This window comes from Flectobacillus rivi (assembly GCF_030056655.1).
GTDB lineage: Bacteria > Bacteroidota > Bacteroidia > Cytophagales > Spirosomataceae > Flectobacillus > Flectobacillus rivi.
The window spans coordinates 495780-513891 of the sequence record NZ_JASHIE010000001.1 but is presented as its reverse complement, the minus strand read 5'-3'; the positions used below and the strand labels follow the sequence as shown (position 1 = coordinate 513891).

Genomic DNA, 18112 nt, shown 5'->3' with positions numbered 1-18112 from the left:
CAATATGCAACAAGATATATCGGTAATTATCCTAACCTTTAATGAGGAAAAACATATTGCCCGTTGTATTAAATCGATTTTGCCATTTACCCATAAAATTTTTATCGTTGACTCTGGCTCTACCGACAAAACGGTAGAAATTGCAGAAAGATTAGGTGCGATTGTGCAGTACAATCCTTGGGTAAACTATGCACAGCAGTTTAATTTTGGTATTGAAAATAACCCTCACAAGACCAAGTGGTTGATGCGCATGGATTCGGATGAGTATATCATGCCTGAATTGTCAGAAGAGATTTCTAGTAAACTAGCTGGCTTGAATGATCAGATTTCGGGTATTTATGTAAAACGCCGAGTGATGTTTTTTAACAAATGGATTCGTCACGGGGCTTATTATCCTATTTGGTTGCTCAGAATTTGGAGAAATGGACGAGGCGTTTGCGAGGAAACTTGGATGGATGAGCATATCAAAATTACAGAAGGAATTACTCAGAACTTTTCGCATGATATTGTAGACCATAATCTGAATAATTTGACTTGGTGGACTCAAAAGCATAATTTGTATGCGATTAGAGAAGTGATAGACTTACTCAATATGAAATATGATTTTAGGGATTTTGAGTCGGTCGAGCCAAAATTATTCGGTTCTCAAGAACAACGGAAAAGGTATTTGAAAATGAAATATGCCTCATTACCTTTATTTACCCGTCCATTCATGTACTTTATCTATAGGTATTTTTTTAGATTAGGATTTCTGGATGGAACTAAAGGTTTGGTATGGCATTTTTTACAAGGCTTCTGGTATCGTTTTTTAGTAGATGCCAAAATATATGAGGTTTACCAGCGTGTTGGAAAAGATAAAAACGCGATTGTTGACTTTTTTCAAAAAGAGTATAATAAGAACCTTCGTTCGTAGTTAAAATAATACATGAAGGGAAACGAAAATAGTGTTGGCGTAAACTTGAAGACAATGTTTAAAACAGATTTGTCTAAATATGATAATTCGTGGTACAAACCAGGGTCGAAGGCAAAGATTATCCTTTGGTTTTTGGTGAATACCTGCGTAATCAATAATTACTTGCCCATTCCTGTTAGTCTAAAGATTTGGGTATTACGGTTGTTTGGGGCGCAAATAGGCAAAGGTGTTATGATAAAGCCTAAGGTAAATATCAAATATCCTTGGTTTTTACGAATTGGGGATTTTGTTTGGATAGGCGAGGAGGTGTGGATTGATAATTATACGTGGGTAAGTTTGGAAAATCATACTTGTATTTCACAAGGAGCAATGTTGTTGACGGGCAATCATAATTACAAAAGTTCAGGCTTTGGATTAATGATTGGGGAAATAAAACTAGAAGAGGGTGCTTGGATTGGTGCCAAAGCTGTTGTTTGTCCTAATGTGACCGTTTACTCACATGCCGTACTTTCTGTTGGTTCTATTGCAACCAAAGATTTAGATTCGTACTCTATATACCAGGGTAATCCTGCGGTTAAGGTTAGAGATAGGAGTATTTTAACTTAGTAATTCTTGTTGTTTTATAGAATAGTTGTAAATTCGATAATTAAATTTAAGGAGTTTTTCCGAAATTGCTCTTGCTAAAAATTGAACTTTAGGGCACATAGTTAAGTGGTTATGAATAGTATTTTTACTGAAATATACAATGATAGGCTTTTTCAAATTATAGTTTCAGCGATAGTAGCAGCTATTGTTTCGGTGGCAGCTATACCTGTAATTATTAAAATTTCTCGTTTGAAAAACCTGATGGCTGAGCCTGGAGAACGAAGCTCCCATATCAAAAAAACACCTACTTTAGGAGGTGTCGCAATCTTTGCATCCACGCTTATCAGCTACTTTCTTTGGAGCAATCCAGATGAAGGTGAATTTGTGCACCTTTCTATTTCAGCTATGGTGATTTTGTTTTTCTTAGGGGTCAAAGATGATATTTTGGTTCTATCTCCGAAGAAAAAAATGTATGTGCAAATCGCTGCATCTGCCTTGGTTGTAGTATTTGGGGATGTTCGTCTCGAAAATCTGTTTGGAATTTTTGGTATCGATGAAGTGCCTTATATTTTGAGTCTTCCGCTGACGGTATTTGTATTTATTGCCTTAATCAATGCCATCAACCTTATTGATGGAATCGATGGCTTAGCGGGTGGTATTGGGATGATTTGTGGCGGATTATTTGGTTTATGGTTTTATTTGAATGGCTATTTTGCCATGGCATGTTTAGCAGCGTCAATGGCAGGGTCTCTTTTTGGATTTCTACGTTTTAATTATTCCAAAACGTCTAAAATCTTTATGGGTGATACGGGGTCACTCATTGTTGGTTTCTTGCTGACAATGTTTGCCATTAAGTTTGTACAATTAAACATCGCTTACCGTTTTGACCCAAATGCTTTGTTTAGTGCGCCTATCTTAGCTATTGTGGTATTGATTGTTCCAATCTTTGATACACTTCGTGTGTTTATTGTAAGATTAAAAGATAAAAAATCTCCATTTGTAGGCGATAGAAACCATTTGCATCATATCTTGATTGACAGTGGTATGACTCACCTTCAGGCCTCGGTAGTACTTTGGGTATTTACGGTGGTGTCGACAATTGCATTTTTGTTTATCACTAAAAATACTGACAATACAACATCGCTATATATTCTTGGAGGCTTGTTTGGATTATATATGTGGTTATCACATATTTTGAAAGCCAGAAACGCCAAACGTCAAGAGTTACTCGATGCGGCAGAAGCAGAGGCACAGAAACAAAAAGAGATACAAGAACAGCAAGCAATTTTGTTGGAAGAGAAAAAGTTAGGAAAACCTGCTTTAGAGATTCGTTAAGATTAAGAAAAAATAAAACCCTGTTAGCATGCTAACAGGGTTTTTTATGGTGTTAGGGAAGGTATTTCGTCGTTTCTTTAAGTTTTTTATCAATTCTATTGAGTACCATTTCACTATTTTTGAGCTTGTCGATACTCTCTTTTGAACCATTATCTACCTCTTGCTTGAGGGCATCTCTGATAGCAGTCCATTTTGCTTTTTGTTGATTTAATAACTCTTGTTGAAGAACAGCTTCGTCTTGAGTAAGAGCTCGTTTGCTTCTAGTATTACTTTTTGAAGAAGAACCTTCAGTGGTACTTTTATCTGATGATTGGAATTCTTCTGTTGATGTACTAGGCTTTTGTGTGGTCTCTGATGCGCTATTGGAACCTGAAGGTGCGCTTACATTACTACTATTGGTATCAATGCCTAGTTCTTCGCTCAATTGTGCATTTGCTTTTGCAATAGCAGCAGAGTCGCTATTACTAGCCTTGTTAAGCTGAACAGAGTCGATAATTGGTACCGAATCTCCATTTAAGCGATGACTATTAGAATTGTACCAAAGAAAGAATGCTATTCCTCCTGCGATTAAGCCTAAACTTGTCCAAAGAATGAGCGAATTCGTTTCTTTATCTTTGTCCTTAGGTTTACTTACTGTTGGAATGTTTTTTTGCTCAGTTTTCGCTGCTACAACTGGCTCTATGGGTTTTGTTACTGGAGTTTCTTCTGGCGTTTTGCTATTGATAACTTCCAGTATAACAAGATTGATTTTGAGCTTCTTTTGAGGATCTACCGTACTTTGCAGATTTTGAATACCATTTTCAGGAGTATTACTTTTCTGCAAAATCTCATCAATTTCATTATCAGATAAATGTTGTCTTAAACTTTCACTACAAATCAGTAATTTATCGCCTTCATTGAGAGTAAAACTGATAATGTCGAGCTTAGATGGACGAGCTAGGAATTGGAGTTTGTGCCCTTTTCTGCTTAAATAACAGTGAGTATCACTTATCCAGTTCATTAAAGAGGTATCTGCCAAATCCCATGAAACTTGTAATTCATGGTCTGGATTAGATTCTTTAGCAATTTTAGTACCCAAATGAAAAACCTGTAAAATAGAGTCTCTCATAGCACGGTATGCTGTTTCTGAATCTTCAGGTTCTAGGATATTTTGAGAATAATTTGTATCCATCGTAAGGAATAAGGAATGTTGTGGATTCCGTAGTAGAGGTTATAAGATTGATTACTACTTTGCAAATAACTAACGATTGGAAAGAACAAAAAACATGCCGAATCTCAACTCTCTGCGACATATTCCATTAAGTTACTGGGCTTCAAACTCTTCTATCCAATCAATCATTTTTAAACACCCTTTTTCGATAGCACTACTCAAAAAGTTTTTAGAGGGTTTGAGGTCTATTTTACCCATGCTTGGCACAAAACGTTCGAATCCTTTATACTTTTTGAGGTTTGTGAGGTAAGCACTTTGTAATTTCTTTAAGGTTTTGAGGGTTGATTCATTGAGCCCAATTTGATTTTTGAAATAGCCTTTTTGTGTAGCTAAAGACAAATTTTGCCATTGAAGTATATGTAACGGAAATGACTGAGCGATGACATAACTACCATTCTCGTCTATTGAGAGCGGATTTTCGATCCAATTGTATGGGTGATAATGAACGCCTATTTCTGATTGTACGTATACATTTTCTTGAAAAATAGGAATAAAATTTAGCCATAGTTGTTCTGCACCAAACCCATGACAAAAATCGAAATAGCCTTTTTCTTTTGTTCTTTCTTTCCAATAAGTCAAAAAGTTATTGGCTTGCACACTTGGTTTGTAGCCCCAAAAACCTGCATTATAAAGTCCAGCATTCAAAAATGTTGGTTCATTAATAGGATGATTAGGATTACGTTGTTGTGTAATATTAGGACTCAAAACAATATCATATTCATCAAGAATTTCCCATGTTTTTGATAAAGACTGAAAAAGTTGAGTTTGGCTTTCAAGAAAAATAATTTTGTTTGCTTGATGCTTTTTTTCTAAAAATGAGGCAAAATAAGGCTTCAATGAACGGGTAAGTTCATCGACGGTATATTTTTCTGCCATTTCTGATAAAAAAGGTAATCCTAACTCATCTGCACTTATGATAGGAAATGCTAAGGTAGGCAAATCACTAGGCAGGCGATCTGCAAGACCAATGACAAATTGTGTATTGGGTTCGTATTTTTGTAAGTCTTCGCCCAAAGCTAACGCAAATGGTATTTGAGAAATTGAGCAAACTGTATAGACTAACTGTATCATATTCTAATGGGGTAATGTTAGGATTTTGAAGTGTTTTGAATATGTTTTTCTACAGCATTCCAAACTACTTCAAATGGTAAATCAGCACAAGGTTTTTGCCCGTCTGTAATCATGATGGCATTATTGGTTGCGTATCCACCTGAGTAAGGAAGATATTTGTCAAAATGTACAAACTTTCCGAATAACAGCAAGCCATACGTCCCAACGGCATTTGCCAAATGCGCAGGGCCACTGTCTACGCCCATAAAAAACTGTGCTCTACGGATAATTTCGGCTGTTTGGAGCAAACTAAATTTCCCACAGCAATTGATATATCCCGGCAACGATTGATTCAAACTACTTTTTAAACCCACTTCAACAACGTGATAACCAAGCTCATAGAGGCGTTGAATAAGGTTTTCCCAATGGAACGTTTGCCAGTCTTTTGGCGAAAAGTTGGAGTGACAGTGAATCGCAACAAATTTTTGAGGTAAAGCTTGCTGGTCTATTTTTTGTCTATCACTCTCGCTAATATAAACTTTGGGAGTTTCTTGACTCAATGGTAAACCTCCCACTTTAGCAAACACTTCTAATAAATTTCCGAATTCAAAGTAGTTTTTTACATGAATACCAAGTTGCTCAGCATACGGATTAGTCAAAAATGTAAGCGTCGGTATATGGAAGCGTAACTCAGGCATGTGAAGATTATAAAAAACATCAAAGTTATGGTGCTTGCTAGTGAGAATACTCTGATATAAGTTGGTTTCTTCAATAGTGTAGTCAATATTGGGGTTACTATCTATGAGTTCTCTAAATGGTTTGCGAACAATCCAAAAGACTTTGCTTTCAGGATGCTTCTGTTTAATAATGCGAGAAAGGGGCTCTGCTGCTACAATATCTCCAAAATGTTCTGCCAGAAGCACGCCAATCATTTGTTGTTTGGGATTATTTAATTTAATCCTACGAACCAACAAATAGCTTTGAACGAATCTCCAAGCTGGGACATATTGTTGAAGTATATATTTGTTATAGCGATGTTTCCAGAGGTCAATAAAACGCTGAATACCCATTTTTACTTTAAGATTTGTCTGAAATTAAGTTAGTGGGCAAAATTAAATTAATTTTACCCGCTCTAGGCTAGGCTCTAAGCACTATGCCGTAAGCTGAAAGTTCAAAAGTGTTTCTAATGAAATCATGAAAAAATGCCTACAGCTTATAGTCTAAAGCGTATTAATTAACGATTTAATAGGGAAACCACTTTACGGAAAGGCATTTGTAATACTTTTCTGACACGTTTATAACGTTTTATTTTGGGTGGTTTGATGTAAAAACAAGGGATTTTAATATAATAATCATTAAAATTATCTTTCAGCTTTTGAGCATAATATTGAAACAATGGAACGATATCTGGTCTGTTTTCAAAGCTAGAACGGTTTTGGTATTTCGAAACTTCGTTCGGCTTTTTCAACTCATATCCACTATAATGGAAGAAAATCAGAGGCTTGCCATTGATAAAATATTTGCCATCTCTTATACTCACTGTACGCTCATGTAAGTTCCAGTAGGCCATATTGTAGCCAGGGTATTTATCTACCAATACGTCATTTGGATAGAACAGAGGCACAAAATTAATCCAATGCTGATCTACAAATAAGCCATTGCAAAGATCAATTCTACAGTCTTTTTCTAAGCGGTCTTTCCACCAACTCACCATGTGATAGGTCGCTTCACTTCTTGATGTGGCGATAAATCCAAGGTTGTATAGTCCTGTACTTAAATGGTCAGTTTCTTTGGTATTCAAATCATCGTTGATAGGCGAGCAGATATGTGGCGTCACCACCATCGGATATTTTTTCAAAGAATCTTCAAGTGGTTTCAAGCTGTCAAAAACAATGATGTCGGGGTCAAAGTAGATAACGTTTTGAATATCAGGACGATTTTTGTAAAAATAATCTATAAAATAGGGTTTTACTGCGGTATTAAGCTCCGTGATATTATAAATCTCACACATTTGTTCAAACGATTCGATATTGATTTTGTCAATTTCGAGCATTTGAAATGGAGGAATTTTGTCTGGTTCAAGCTCCACTTTGTCGAGTCTATCTACCAAACCAATCACAAATTCTATGGATGGGTTTTGTTCTTGCAACGATTGACCCAATGTTTGAGCTTGAGCCAAATAGTTAATCGAACAAATGGTGAATGCTAAAGTCATAATTGTATTTCGGTAATACTATTGGCAGGTTATGCCATTCAAATTAAGTTGGTTTCGGGTTCGGTTTTGAACTATTATGAAATTTGTAAAATTGTCAAAAATTCTTGAAAAGCTTTTTCTGTCGAATGTCTTTGAAGAACTTTCTCCCTTGCTATTCGTCCCATTTTTGTACGAATTTCTGGATTTTCCTTCATAATCCTAACGGCATTTGCCATGGCTTCTAACGACAGATAAGGGACTATCATGCCTGCATCTGTCTCAATCAAATCTTGGGCGCCACCTGCTTTTTCAAAACAAACCATCGGTTTTTGTAATAAAGCAGCCTCCAAAACTACCAATGGATAAGGGTCTTCGCGAGAAGTGAGTGCAAAAATATCGAAAACTGACAAGTAATCTAGTGGATTGCTCACAGCTTCCACAAACTTGATGTTTTGTAAGCCTAAGCGTTGTGCATCAATAGAAAAAATCTTAAAGTCATTTTGTGAATGAGAGCCACCTACCCAAAGAAAATAAGTATTTTGATGCTGCAAAATATGTGCAAGCTGAACAAACAAATCGGTTCCTTTTCGTAAATCAATAGTGCCCATACCACCTACAACAAATGCATCTTGAGGTATCCCAAGTTCTTGTTTAAGGGCATTTACTTTAGTGCTAGAAATCTGATATTGTTGTGCAGATTCGGGGAGTAGTGAACACAAAATCTCTATTTGTTGCTCAGGAATTCCAAACTGTTGAAGGAGATTTTGTTTAACTGAATTGGCACAAGCAATAAATTTTTGAGTGCCACGAAGGGTGTTGTCTATTGCTTGTTGAGTCCCATTGTACATCTCTATACCCATACGAAGTTCGTGGATATAGGAATAAATAGGGCAATTAAACTGACTTAATTCTTCAAAAATATCTCCATTGGTAAAGGTATTGGAAACAATCAAATCAAATTTTTGACTAGCTAGCATCTGCCAAACGGGATTAACCTCTGAGGTAGTTTGCCCAATTTTAGCTTTAATTTTTTGTAGGATTTGACTTTTGAGTCCGACAGGTTTTTCTTGATGAAGAATATAAGTTGGGGCAACTGCTTCGTACTCTTGAACTAGAGGGCCGTCGTGCTTGAGAAGTATCGAAAACTGTACTTTACCATACGCTTTTAATAATTTTAAAAACCTAAGTAATAAAATTTGAGAGCCTGCACGATTGGCATCATGACCCACAAAAAGTATGTTTTGTATCATAAAAATAAGCCTCGACGGAAATTTGGATTTCAAAATTACAAAATAATCTCGGATTCTCTGAACCTTCTACTCGTTCATCGCAAGAATGACAGGCTTATTGGGATAATTTCAAACTTTCAAGGATTTCCTCGTAGCGCTGTATGGTTTTAGTTAAAGTTTTTTGTAAGTCTTCGTCAGACTCCGCCAATAATGCTTCAAACATTTGTTTTCTATTTTCCAGAAAAAAGTAATTCTGAGGAGTATGAATATTGGTCATGCCGCCACGATGCTTGCGATAGCAACCCATTGTTTCGGGAAAGTACTTTATCTTGCCAAATTTTACTGCCTGCATAAAAATTCCGATATCACCACTAGCGCTTTTCCACCACCAAGGAGCTAACCCATTTTTGAAAACATTTCGAAAAACAGTGCTTGCAGTACCCAAAATCCATTCCTCATCCTTGTATAAATCATCAAGTGTCGAAACTTCTTTTTGGTCTGAATGATTAAAAGGGTGACTTTCGGAGCCATCCTCATAAATTACTTCCAACTGATGATGCGTTAATGCAAAATCAGGATGCTGATCTAGGAAATCTACTTGTTTTTGGAGTTTCTGTGGGTCTGTCCAATAATCGTCGCCTTCGCACAAAGCGATATATTCTCCTTGGGCTTTGCCAAAAATAAAGGCTACATTGTTTTTGCCACCTAATTCTCGAGGAGAACTTGGTCCAAGATTGGTAGCATGTAAATAGGCTTTAATCTGAGGATAACGTTGGCTATACGCCTGAATGATTTCGGCACTGTTGTCTGTAGAAGCATCATCGCCAATGACAATTTCATACTCAAAATTCACCTGTTGTGCGAGTGCTCCCTCCAACATTTGAGCAATGAATTTACCATGATTATACACAGGAACAAGGATACTTACTTTAGGCAATTTTTCCATAAATCAATTTTTTAACATTGTTTAGACAACGAGCCCACAAAAATGCTAGGAAAATGCTGAGCAAGCAAAGATAATTATAGGAATTAGGAGGATGGTTTAAGGAAAGGGTATGATATGCACGTGAAGGGTATGAATATACATTTTAAAGTAAACCTAAACATGAGTCATCCCGAATTTAGCGATTTAGTGATTTAGCGAGTGAGTGATTATGTAAAAATTTGTATTCCATCAGTAGAGACACAATGATTGCGTCTTAAGCCAAGTTATATCTAGTATCGTATTATCAAAAAAGCGGTTGAAAAATATTTTTCGACCGCTTTTTGATAAAAACTTGGAGAATAATCCCAATCCTAAAAATTCGAGATGACTCATGTTTGGTTACAATCTACTCCTGCTGACCCGCCTCAGAAATGAGTTGATCAGATAGTTCTTTTCCTAAATATCCATCTATCAAATTATGGGCTAGGTAAATGAGTGGTGTCATGATAATAGCCGAGAAGAATTTGTAAAGATAATTGTTGAGGGAAGTAGAAATCCATTGGTCTATTGTCCAGTTACCAAATACCACGAAGGCAATACCAATCACCACAAAGCTGTCTATCAATTGCGATACTAAGGTAGAGCCTGTTGCTCGAAGCCAAATCTTCTCACCCTTCGTTACTTTTCTAATCGAGTGGAATACATACGCATCCAGAATTTGACTAATCAAAAATGCACTTAATGAGCCCGTGATAATACCTAATCCTTGACGGAAGATTTTGGCGAAAGCCTCATTGATATTGAAATTATGGTCGCCTTTGTTGACATCCAGCCAAAAGTCTGCTGGTACTAGTAGGGTTGCACCGTAAATAATCAAAAAGCTATAGGCGATGAAACCAGCCGTCAAATAAGAAATACGTTTTACGCCTTTTTTACCAAAATATTCATTGATAATATCGGAAGTAATAAAAACAAATGGCCAGTTGAGTGCCCCAGCGGTTTGATTTAAGTCCCAAATGCCAAAAAAGGTATTGAGGTGAAGTGGTTCAAAACCCAAAGTTTTTTCTACTGAAAAAATCTTGGCACCAACAATTTCGGCTACAATGGCATTGGTAAGGAATATTCCAAAAAGAAAGATATACAGTTTAGTACGTTTCGAGTCCAAGGTCGAAGTTTCGATGTGCATAAGTTAGTGCGCTTAAGAATAAAGCTATTTATTAGTTGAATTGTTGGTTTTAGGGTAAAATCACCACTATTGAGATAGATTTTAGTTCTAAAATACAAACAAACCCGTAAAAGTTCAAACAGAAGGGTTCGAAAGCTAGAGGTTTAACTTATAAAAGCTTAAAAGTGTTTGCTGGAGAGTTTTGTATTATCGATTAATTTTTGGGACAAATACAAAAAAAAGCATCTGAAGTTACTCAGATGCTTTTGCAAGAAAAATTTTCATTTTCAAATCTTCAAATCAGAAAAATCAACTTTTAGGCTTACCTTTTCTATGATTTTCGAAATGCGTCCCGATTTTACCGAGGGCTAATTCTAATTGTTCCAAATGTGGTAAAAATACAATTCGGAAATGGTCTGGTTCTTTGAAGTTAAATCCCGTTCCAGCCACAACCAAAATACGTTGTTCTTCCAACAGACTTAATACAAAATCACCATCATTTTTGAAGTCGAATTGTTTTAAATCAAATTTTGGGAAAAGGTACATCGCACCTTTAGGCTTTACACAAGACACTCCTGGAATAGCCACCAATTTTTCGTGTGTCAAATTCATTTGTTTGTACAAACGACCCGTTGGAATCACCAAATCGTTGATAGACTGATAACCTCCCAGCGCTGTTTGGATACCGTATTGGGTGATTACATTGGCACACAAACGCATGCTAGCCATAAAAGTCAAACCTTCAATATAGGATTTTGCTCTATGTTTTGCCCCTGTCAATACCATCCATCCTCCACGGAAACCAGCAGCACGGTAGTTTTTAGACATACCACCCATGGTAATAATGAGGGTTTCTTCAGACATACCTGCCGTGGTGTGATGCACTGCTCCGTCGTACAAAATTTTATCATAAATTTCGTCTGCGAAAACAATCAATTTATGTTTTTCAGCAATACGAACAATTCCTTCTACAATTTCTTTTTCGTAAACTGCTCCCGTTGGGTTATTAGGGTTGATTAAAACGATACCTCTGGTTTTCTTGGTAATTTTAGATTCGATGTCTTTCAAATCTGGATTCCAATCCGAAGCCTCATCACATACATAATGTACAGGAGTACCACCTGCAAGTCCTACCGAAGTAGTCCAAAGTGGATAATCGGGTGAAGGTATCAAAATTTCATCTCCATTATTCAACAAAGCAGTCATTACCATTGTGATCAACTCACTTACCCCATTTCCGATGAACACATCTTCGATTTCGACTTTTCTTACGCCGCGACTTTGGTAATACTGCATAACGGCCTTGCGGGCGGCAAACAACCCTCTAGAATCGGCATAACCTTGAGCATTGCGAATATTCATGATAATGTCATGAATGATTTCGTCTGGTGTCTCAAAGCCAAATGCCGCTGGGTTGCCGATGTTTAGAGAAGTGATTTTATAGCCCTCACGTTGTAATTGGAGAGCCTTCTCGTAAACGGGACCACGAATGTCGTAGCGGAGCGCGTCAAGGCGACTACTTTTTAGGATTTCCATAATTGCTTTTGTAAGAAATATCTAGTCGTTCGGCAGGAAAATAGACGAGAATAGGACCTAGGTTGGGGAAAGAGAATCTGCTAATTGATTTATTTGGGTTGGTTAACACTACATCTTTTATACTAGACTTGGTTGTACTCAAACTCCTCTTGCGACACTTCAATACCGTAAACTAGATGGCTGTTCTTGACTAAATTCAAGCTTGGGGCTAAATAGTTTTGTTTCAAATAAGTAATAGCGGTAAAGTTCCGAAAAAAATATGAATCCTACTTAAGCACTAGAGATATTTTTTGTAAACAAACTAGGTGTTTCGAATCGATTATTTGGGCTCGGACTCAGCACATTTACTCAAAACATAAGATTTTGTGTAGATAAAAGAGTATACGTTTTGTACGTATTTGTCTACAATTAACAGAAAGTTTATGGCTATAGTTTTACTGATATTTTTAAATGACATGAAAAATTAAAATTATTTTTTTGGGATGATTTTTTATTGTAATGTATTTATTTTCAGTAACATGAAAATGTTTTTAATTATGATAAATACCATTTTATTTTGATTTAAACAACCTTTTTACTTTATAATCTTTCTAAATAGTGTTGTTATAAAGTGAACTGTTTTTAAAAAAGCCGTAACGTTTTTATTGCTTTTCTGGTCAGTTGATGTAGCAGGATAACATAAAATTTTGCACCAATATATTTCCTAAAAACACATACTTATGACTAAAAGAATCTTTATTGCGTTTAGCTTATTGCTAACCTTCATCTTAAGTATCCAGTCGTGTAAGACTGATGATATTACTGCTTCTGCCAGTATTACAGGATTAAATTGTAGTGATGCTACCTTTTCAGCTACGGCAACGAGTGGAACATCTTACACTGCCACGGCGACAGTTCCTTATACAGGCGGAAATGGGGCGGCATATCAAGCGGGAACTCCTGTGGCGTCTACAGGGGTAACAGGTCTAACAGCAACTTTATCGGCGGGACAACTGACGAGCGGAAGTGGTACAGCTTCCTTCGTAATTACAGGAACGCCTGCTTCGGCTGGTACTGCTACTTTTGCGATTGATTTGGGTGGACAATCTTGTACGCTATCCTTACCTGTTGTGGCTTCAAAAGCAACTGTATCAAGCTTGGTATTAAGTAGTGTTGTGCCTTCAGCAGGTGTGAGTGGCACAGCCTATACAGGAGTTGCGACTTTGGCGTACACTGGTGCTAATGGTGGTACTTATGATGTGTCAACGGCATCTTCGACAGGAGTGGAAGGATTGATAGCAACATTAGATGCTGGAACGCTTGCTGCTGGTTCAGGCACATTGACTTACAAAATATCAGGTACGCCAACCTCTGCGGGGACTGCTACCTTTAATTTAAGCTTTGGTGGACAGACCTGTACTATCACTATTACCGTTACCGCTGGTAGCTCAGGAACTGCCACTCCAGCTGTTGATACCGTAGTAATTGTGTATTCAGGAACAACCGCTTCGGTAAGTAATCCATATCAAAGTGCTGGCGTAACTGTAACCACAAGTGGAGCAGATGTAACCGTAAAATCGACCAATACAACCAAGGAAATTGTCTATTTGTTGTCAGGAACCGCTAGTAAGGGAAGTTTCAAGTTGTACAGTGATTACAAATACAATATTGCTATGAAAGGGCTAAGTGTAACCAATAGTGTAGGGCCTGCAATTAATGTTCAATCTAGTAAAAAAGGTACGATTAATATTGTAGCTGGAACCACCAATACGCTTGTGGATGGTGTCACTTACACTACCAGTAGCGAAGATCAAAAAGGAACATTCTTTAGCGAAGGACAATTACTCTTTAAGGGCACAGGTACTTTGAATGTTACTGGAAATAACAAACATGGCATCGCAGCTGACGATTATATCTCCATAAGTGAAGCAACTATCATCGTTAAATCTGCGGCTAGTGATGGTGTTCATGCCAAAGATTATTTCCAGATGGATAATGGAACATTATCGGTCACATCTTCTGGCGATGGGATAGAGGCTGATGAAGGATATATTGTGGTAAATGGTGGTACGATCAATGTTTCGAGTGTTGATGATGGAATTACTGCATCGTACGAAGGTACTGATGCTACAATTACTCCTTATGTCTTAATCAAAGGAGGAAAAATTACCGTAAATACTTCAGGAGAAAAGGGTAATGCCATCAAAAGTGAAAGTTATACCACTATTGGCACTTCCGATGCTGTGACCTTGACTGTATCTGGCAAGGGCTCGAAAGGTATCAAAACAGGGGGAGACTTTACGCTGACTTCTGGAACGGTTAAGATTACAACCACAGGTGCTGCCTATTATAATACCACAGACCTTGATATTGCTGCGCCAGCGGGTATCAACTGTGATAAAAACCTTTCAATACGAGGAGGTGATTTGACCATTACAAGCTCTGGAATAGGAGCGAAAGGTATAACAGTTGATGGAACTGCGACCATAAATGGTGGTACAACTACTATTACAACAACTGGTACGACCTACACGTATAATTCGGCGAATACTAGTGATCCCAAAGGATTCAAAAGTGATGGCGCTTTTGTAATGAATAGCGGTACACTCAATATTTCGGCAGGAGATGACGGTCTCAAATCAGACGTTTCTATTACGATTAATGATGGAAATGTTAATGTTACCAAGTCGTATGAGGGCATGGAATCAATTTTCATTACCATTGCAGGTGGTGTATGTAACTTAACTGCCAGCAATGACGGTATCAATACATCTTACGGAACTGTTTCTGGTGGTACAGAATCAAACGATAATAGTCATTTGAAGGTTACAGGAGGCGTTTTGATAGTGACTGGTTCTGATGCAATAGATAGCAATGGTAATTTTACGATTAGTGGAGGGTATGTGATTACCAACGGAAATGAAGATATTGACGTGAATGGAAATTTCTTGGTTAATGGAGGAACGTTGATGGGAGCAGAGCCAGCCAGTAATATGACAAAAGCGATGGGGACGGCTTCTACACAAGTGGGTATGTTTATAAAATCCAGTGCATCGGTGGCAACTTCTTCGTTATTTCATATTGAAGATGCGAATGGAAAAGATATTGTAACCTTCAAGCCTAAAAGTGCTTCTGGATATTTCCATGTTTCGACGCCGAGTATGGCTAAAGGAGCTCAATACAAAATCTATTTTGGAGGAGCATATACAGGAGGCAGTTATGTTGGAGGTTCATCGGGTTGGGGTTTATATACAGGAGGAACCTATTCTACTTCTGGTGCGACGCTGAAATCAACTACTACGACTTCCACCTCTAGCACAGTGAATACCATAACATTCTAGGAGGATGTTATTAGTTAATAGTATATTCTTTATTTGAGGATATTCATAATCAAATGGTTATACCTTGCGTTTACGAATTTTAGCATGAAAAAAGGTGGTGAAATTTATTTTTCAACCACCTTTTTATTTCTATAAAAAACTTGAAATTACTAGTTCAAGACTTAGTTTTGGACTTAGTTTTTTAACAGTTTAAAATAATCACTCATCCACTCAATCGCCATTCACTCAATGGAAATGTAGTCTAAACTTCAAACCCGAAAATTGGCTTATTCGTTTTCCATTTTCCACGAGTAAAATCAGGAATTTGAACTGGTGCTGAACCTTTGGCAATCGACATTTCTGACAATGGACTAATCGCCGACCAAGCAGCGGCATCGTACACGTCGATAGGAGGGGTAGTTTTGTTTTTAACAGAATTAATAAAATCTCTTAAAACAAAATAGTCCATTCCTCCGTGACCTGCGCCAACAGCTTCAGATTCAAATCTTTTCCAAATACCGTGATCATATTTCTTCATATATGCCTCATCCGACTCCCAAACGTCTGCTTTGGCAGATACGTTTTCTACATAAATCTGGTTACCATCGTCCATCCATAATCCACTATCACCTTGTACTCTAAAACCAAGCGAATACGGACGAGGAGAGTTGGTATCATGCGTAATTAAGATGGTTTCTCCGTTAGCACACTTAATCATTGTTTGAACCACATCCCCAAGTTTGAATTTGACTTTCGCATTCGGGTGATTGGCTCCTCCTTTGTCAACAATGTATTTATGCAATGCGACTCCCTTCGACGCCATAGAAGTCAAATACAGAAATTGATTCCCACGGTTGATATTAATCATTTCGGCAACTGGTCCTAAACCATGTGTAGGATAAAGGTCACCATTGCGGTCTACCGAGTGTTGTGTACGCCATTTGGCTTCGCTAAAGCCTTTTTCTCCAAATTCTACACCACCACCATACGCTTGTTTACCATCATTGAATTTTACATGACGCAAATCGTGCTCATAGCCACATTCTAAGTGGGTGATTTCACCAAATAGATTTTCTCGTACCATATTGAGCACCGCCATCACATCACGACGGTAACATACGTTTTCGAGCAACATACAGTGAGAACCTGTTTTTTCAAAAGTATTCACCAAGTCCCATGATTCCTGCAATTTAACTGTAGCAGATACCTCCAAGCCTGCATATTTTCCTGCATTCATGGTCGCCAATGCCATCGGTACGTGCCATTCCCAAGGTGTGGCAATAATTACACCGTCGATATCATCACGTTTTACCATGTTTTCAAAATCCTTCTCATTTTTTCCATAAGTCGCCGCTTCCTTACGGCCTTTGTCTTTGAGAATTTTTTGAGCTTTTGCAATGGCATTAGGGTCAATATCACAAATACAAGTGACTTCCACCTCTGGAAATGCCATGGCATTGGCAAGGTGGTTTCGCCCGCGGAGACCTGTGCCAATAAAACCAAGACGCACCTTGCGGTCGTCTTTTTTAGCAAAGACATCTTTCGGTAAAACCAGCCCTGCTGCCAAGGCTAAGCCTCCTTTTTGAATAAAATCGCGTCGTTGAAGTGTATTATTTTTCATTGCCAATTATTTGGGTTTAAATGGTAAATTATGAGGTATCGACTTTTCTGAAGTCTTTGTTAATGTAATGTCAATGTTTTTACTTTTTTGAGGTATTCTTGTACTACTAATATATCTTGTTTTGAGGTTAAATCAGGTACATTTTCTGCCATTGGAATGCAAGAAATAGGTTTTCCCAATTCTCTGGTCATAATTAACAAAGCCGTTGGTAATTCTTTTTCATTTCTTACAGGGTGAAAAGGAGTTTTTTGTAACGCAGGAAACAAATCTGAGGCTTCAAATACAAAAGCATTCATACTTACCCCAATGCGACCATAGCGTTGAGCAATAGCTTCTGCTTGTTCGTCTGAGGGTTTTTCTATGATATTTTGTAAATAATTATTCTCATCCGGTTCTACAATGGCAAATGCTTTGATTCGCTCCAGTGGAAACTCTAAAGCATCTCTATCATAGCTGATTAAAGCATTGGGATTTGGACTATGCCAAAGTGCTTCAAAAGCCTGTGTCGAATACAAGTTATCGCTGTTACAAACTACAATTCGCCCTTGTTGCCAATCAGGATGTTGCTCTAATGCTTGTAAAACAGCATCGGCAGTTCCTGCGGGTTTTACTCTATCTGCATGAATATGTTGTCGGGCAAATACAAAATGTATGCCCCAACTATTACCTTCTTGCGCTAGTTTTTCGTAATACTGTTGTGTAAAATCATCGTCTGGATGAAGTAACATCAAAACCTCATTAAATCCTGCATTTGAGGCATTTTCTAACTGATAATCTATTAAAGATTTTCCCGAATCCCCCAGACCAATCATCCCTTTTGTCAACGTGTCTGCTTGATTAGCCAAAGTCGGGTCTAGGTCTTTTAGGTCAGGTGCAGCTTTTTTCATGCGAGTAGCTGCACCCCCTGCAAGGATTACAATTCTTTGAGTTTTCATAGAAAATTGGATGTATGATTTGATGGTAATAAGATGTTATTAGTGTATCAGTTATCAGAATTGATACATTTTGGGCTTTCGACTTTCAGCAATGGGCTTTAGGCAAAAATATTCC

General features: G+C 37.6%; 14 protein-coding genes. 4 read left to right on the top strand and 10 right to left on the bottom strand.

Annotated elements, in window-relative coordinates:
- The first annotated feature begins 4 nt into the window (after window positions 1-4).
- The 3 genes from QM481_RS01950 (at window position 5) to QM481_RS01940 (ending at window position 2833) form a co-directional block, all read left to right on the top strand.
- Entirely contained in the window at window positions 5-913 is a 909-nt protein-coding gene (locus QM481_RS01950; protein ID WP_283380452.1) for a glycosyltransferase family 2 protein, read from the top strand.
- Between the two features lie 12 nt (window positions 914-925).
- Window positions 926-1519: a WcaF family extracellular polysaccharide biosynthesis acetyltransferase gene (locus tag QM481_RS01945; protein WP_283380451.1), complete on the top strand. Its 594-nt coding sequence runs from the start codon at window positions 926-928 to the stop codon at window positions 1517-1519.
- 111 nt (window positions 1520-1630) lie between these two features.
- On the top strand, window positions 1631-2833 hold the full coding sequence (locus tag QM481_RS01940; protein WP_283380450.1) for a glycosyltransferase family 4 protein: 1203 nt from the start codon (window positions 1631-1633) through the stop codon (window positions 2831-2833).
- 52 nt (window positions 2834-2885) lie between these two features.
- Here QM481_RS01940 and QM481_RS01935 read toward each other — a convergent pair whose 3' ends face one another.
- The 8 genes from QM481_RS01935 to QM481_RS01900 all read right to left on the bottom strand — a co-directional run bounded on the left by QM481_RS01935 (window position 2886) and on the right by QM481_RS01900 (window position 12142).
- Window positions 2886-4004 (bottom strand): hypothetical protein, encoded by a 1119-nt coding sequence (locus tag QM481_RS01935; protein WP_283380449.1) that lies wholly within the window; start codon window positions 4002-4004, stop codon window positions 2886-2888.
- Between the two features lie 132 nt (window positions 4005-4136).
- Window positions 4137-5114 (bottom strand): hypothetical protein, encoded by a 978-nt coding sequence (locus tag QM481_RS01930; protein ID WP_283380448.1) that lies wholly within the window; start codon window positions 5112-5114, stop codon window positions 4137-4139.
- A gap of 17 nt (window positions 5115-5131) precedes the next feature.
- On the bottom strand, window positions 5132-6163 hold the full coding sequence (locus tag QM481_RS01925) for a glycosyltransferase family 9 protein (protein ID WP_283380447.1): 1032 nt from the start codon (window positions 6161-6163) through the stop codon (window positions 5132-5134).
- A 164-nt stretch (window positions 6164-6327) separates the two neighbouring features.
- Window positions 6328-7308: a glycosyl transferase gene (locus tag QM481_RS01920; protein ID WP_283380446.1), complete on the bottom strand. Its 981-nt coding sequence runs from the start codon at window positions 7306-7308 to the stop codon at window positions 6328-6330.
- Window positions 7309-7382: 74 nt separating this feature from the next.
- Window positions 7383-8537, bottom strand: coding sequence for a glycosyltransferase family 4 protein (locus QM481_RS01915; RefSeq protein WP_283380445.1), 1155 nt, complete (start codon window positions 8535-8537; stop codon window positions 7383-7385).
- Between the two features lie 94 nt (window positions 8538-8631).
- Window positions 8632-9462, bottom strand: coding sequence for a glycosyltransferase family 2 protein (locus tag QM481_RS01910; protein ID WP_283380444.1), 831 nt, complete (start codon window positions 9460-9462; stop codon window positions 8632-8634).
- Between the two features lie 385 nt (window positions 9463-9847).
- Window positions 9848-10627, bottom strand: a complete 780-nt coding sequence (locus QM481_RS01905) for a queuosine precursor transporter (RefSeq protein WP_283369710.1) — start codon at window positions 10625-10627, stop codon at window positions 9848-9850.
- A 288-nt stretch (window positions 10628-10915) separates the two neighbouring features.
- On the bottom strand, window positions 10916-12142 hold the full coding sequence (locus QM481_RS01900) for a pyridoxal phosphate-dependent aminotransferase (RefSeq protein WP_283369709.1): 1227 nt from the start codon (window positions 12140-12142) through the stop codon (window positions 10916-10918).
- 719 nt (window positions 12143-12861) lie between these two features.
- On the opposite strand from QM481_RS01900, the gene QM481_RS01895 reads away from it, so the two are divergent.
- Entirely contained in the window at window positions 12862-15462 is a 2601-nt protein-coding gene (locus tag QM481_RS01895; RefSeq protein ID WP_283380443.1) for a carbohydrate-binding domain-containing protein, read from the top strand.
- A gap of 241 nt (window positions 15463-15703) precedes the next feature.
- On the opposite strand, the gene QM481_RS01890 is transcribed toward QM481_RS01895, so the two are convergent.
- Window positions 15704-17062, bottom strand: a complete 1359-nt coding sequence (locus tag QM481_RS01890) for a Gfo/Idh/MocA family protein (RefSeq protein ID WP_283380442.1) — start codon at window positions 17060-17062, stop codon at window positions 15704-15706.
- 59 nt (window positions 17063-17121) lie between these two features.
- Window positions 17122-17997: a sugar phosphate nucleotidyltransferase gene (locus QM481_RS01885; protein WP_283380441.1), complete on the bottom strand. Its 876-nt coding sequence runs from the start codon at window positions 17995-17997 to the stop codon at window positions 17122-17124.
- Window positions 17998-18112: the final 115 nt, after the last annotated feature.

What these genes read in the sequence shown, in the direction of transcription:
- QM481_RS01905 (WP_283369710.1), bottom strand. Translation starts at nt 10,627, where the DNA reads ATGCACATCGAAACTTCGACCTTGGACTCGAAACGTACTAAACTGTAT.
- QM481_RS01940 (WP_283380450.1), top strand. Translation starts at nt 1,631, where the DNA reads ATGAATAGTATTTTTACTGAAATATACAATGATAGGCTTTTTCAAATT.
- QM481_RS01935 (WP_283380449.1), bottom strand. Translation starts at nt 4,004, where the DNA reads ATGGATACAAATTATTCTCAAAATATCCTAGAACCTGAAGATTCAGAA.
- QM481_RS01915 (WP_283380445.1), bottom strand. Translation starts at nt 8,537, where the DNA reads ATGATACAAAACATACTTTTTGTGGGTCATGATGCCAATCGTGCAGGC.
- QM481_RS01885 (WP_283380441.1), bottom strand. Translation starts at nt 17,997, where the DNA reads ATGAAAACTCAAAGAATTGTAATCCTTGCAGGGGGTGCAGCTACTCGC.
- QM481_RS01930 (WP_283380448.1), bottom strand. Translation starts at nt 5,114, where the DNA reads ATGATACAGTTAGTCTATACAGTTTGCTCAATTTCTCAAATACCATTT.
- QM481_RS01945 (WP_283380451.1), top strand. Translation starts at nt 926, where the DNA reads ATGAAGGGAAACGAAAATAGTGTTGGCGTAAACTTGAAGACAATGTTT.
- QM481_RS01895 (WP_283380443.1), top strand. Translation starts at nt 12,862, where the DNA reads ATGACTAAAAGAATCTTTATTGCGTTTAGCTTATTGCTAACCTTCATC.
- QM481_RS01910 (WP_283380444.1), bottom strand. Translation starts at nt 9,462, where the DNA reads ATGGAAAAATTGCCTAAAGTAAGTATCCTTGTTCCTGTGTATAATCAT.
- QM481_RS01950 (WP_283380452.1), top strand. Translation starts at nt 5, where the DNA reads ATGCAACAAGATATATCGGTAATTATCCTAACCTTTAATGAGGAAAAA.
- QM481_RS01890 (WP_283380442.1), bottom strand. Translation starts at nt 17,062, where the DNA reads ATGAAAAATAATACACTTCAACGACGCGATTTTATTCAAAAAGGAGGC.
- QM481_RS01925 (WP_283380447.1), bottom strand. Translation starts at nt 6,163, where the DNA reads ATGGGTATTCAGCGTTTTATTGACCTCTGGAAACATCGCTATAACAAA.
- QM481_RS01900 (WP_283369709.1), bottom strand. Translation starts at nt 12,142, where the DNA reads ATGGAAATCCTAAAAAGTAGTCGCCTTGACGCGCTCCGCTACGACATT.
- QM481_RS01920 (WP_283380446.1), bottom strand. Translation starts at nt 7,308, where the DNA reads ATGACTTTAGCATTCACCATTTGTTCGATTAACTATTTGGCTCAAGCT.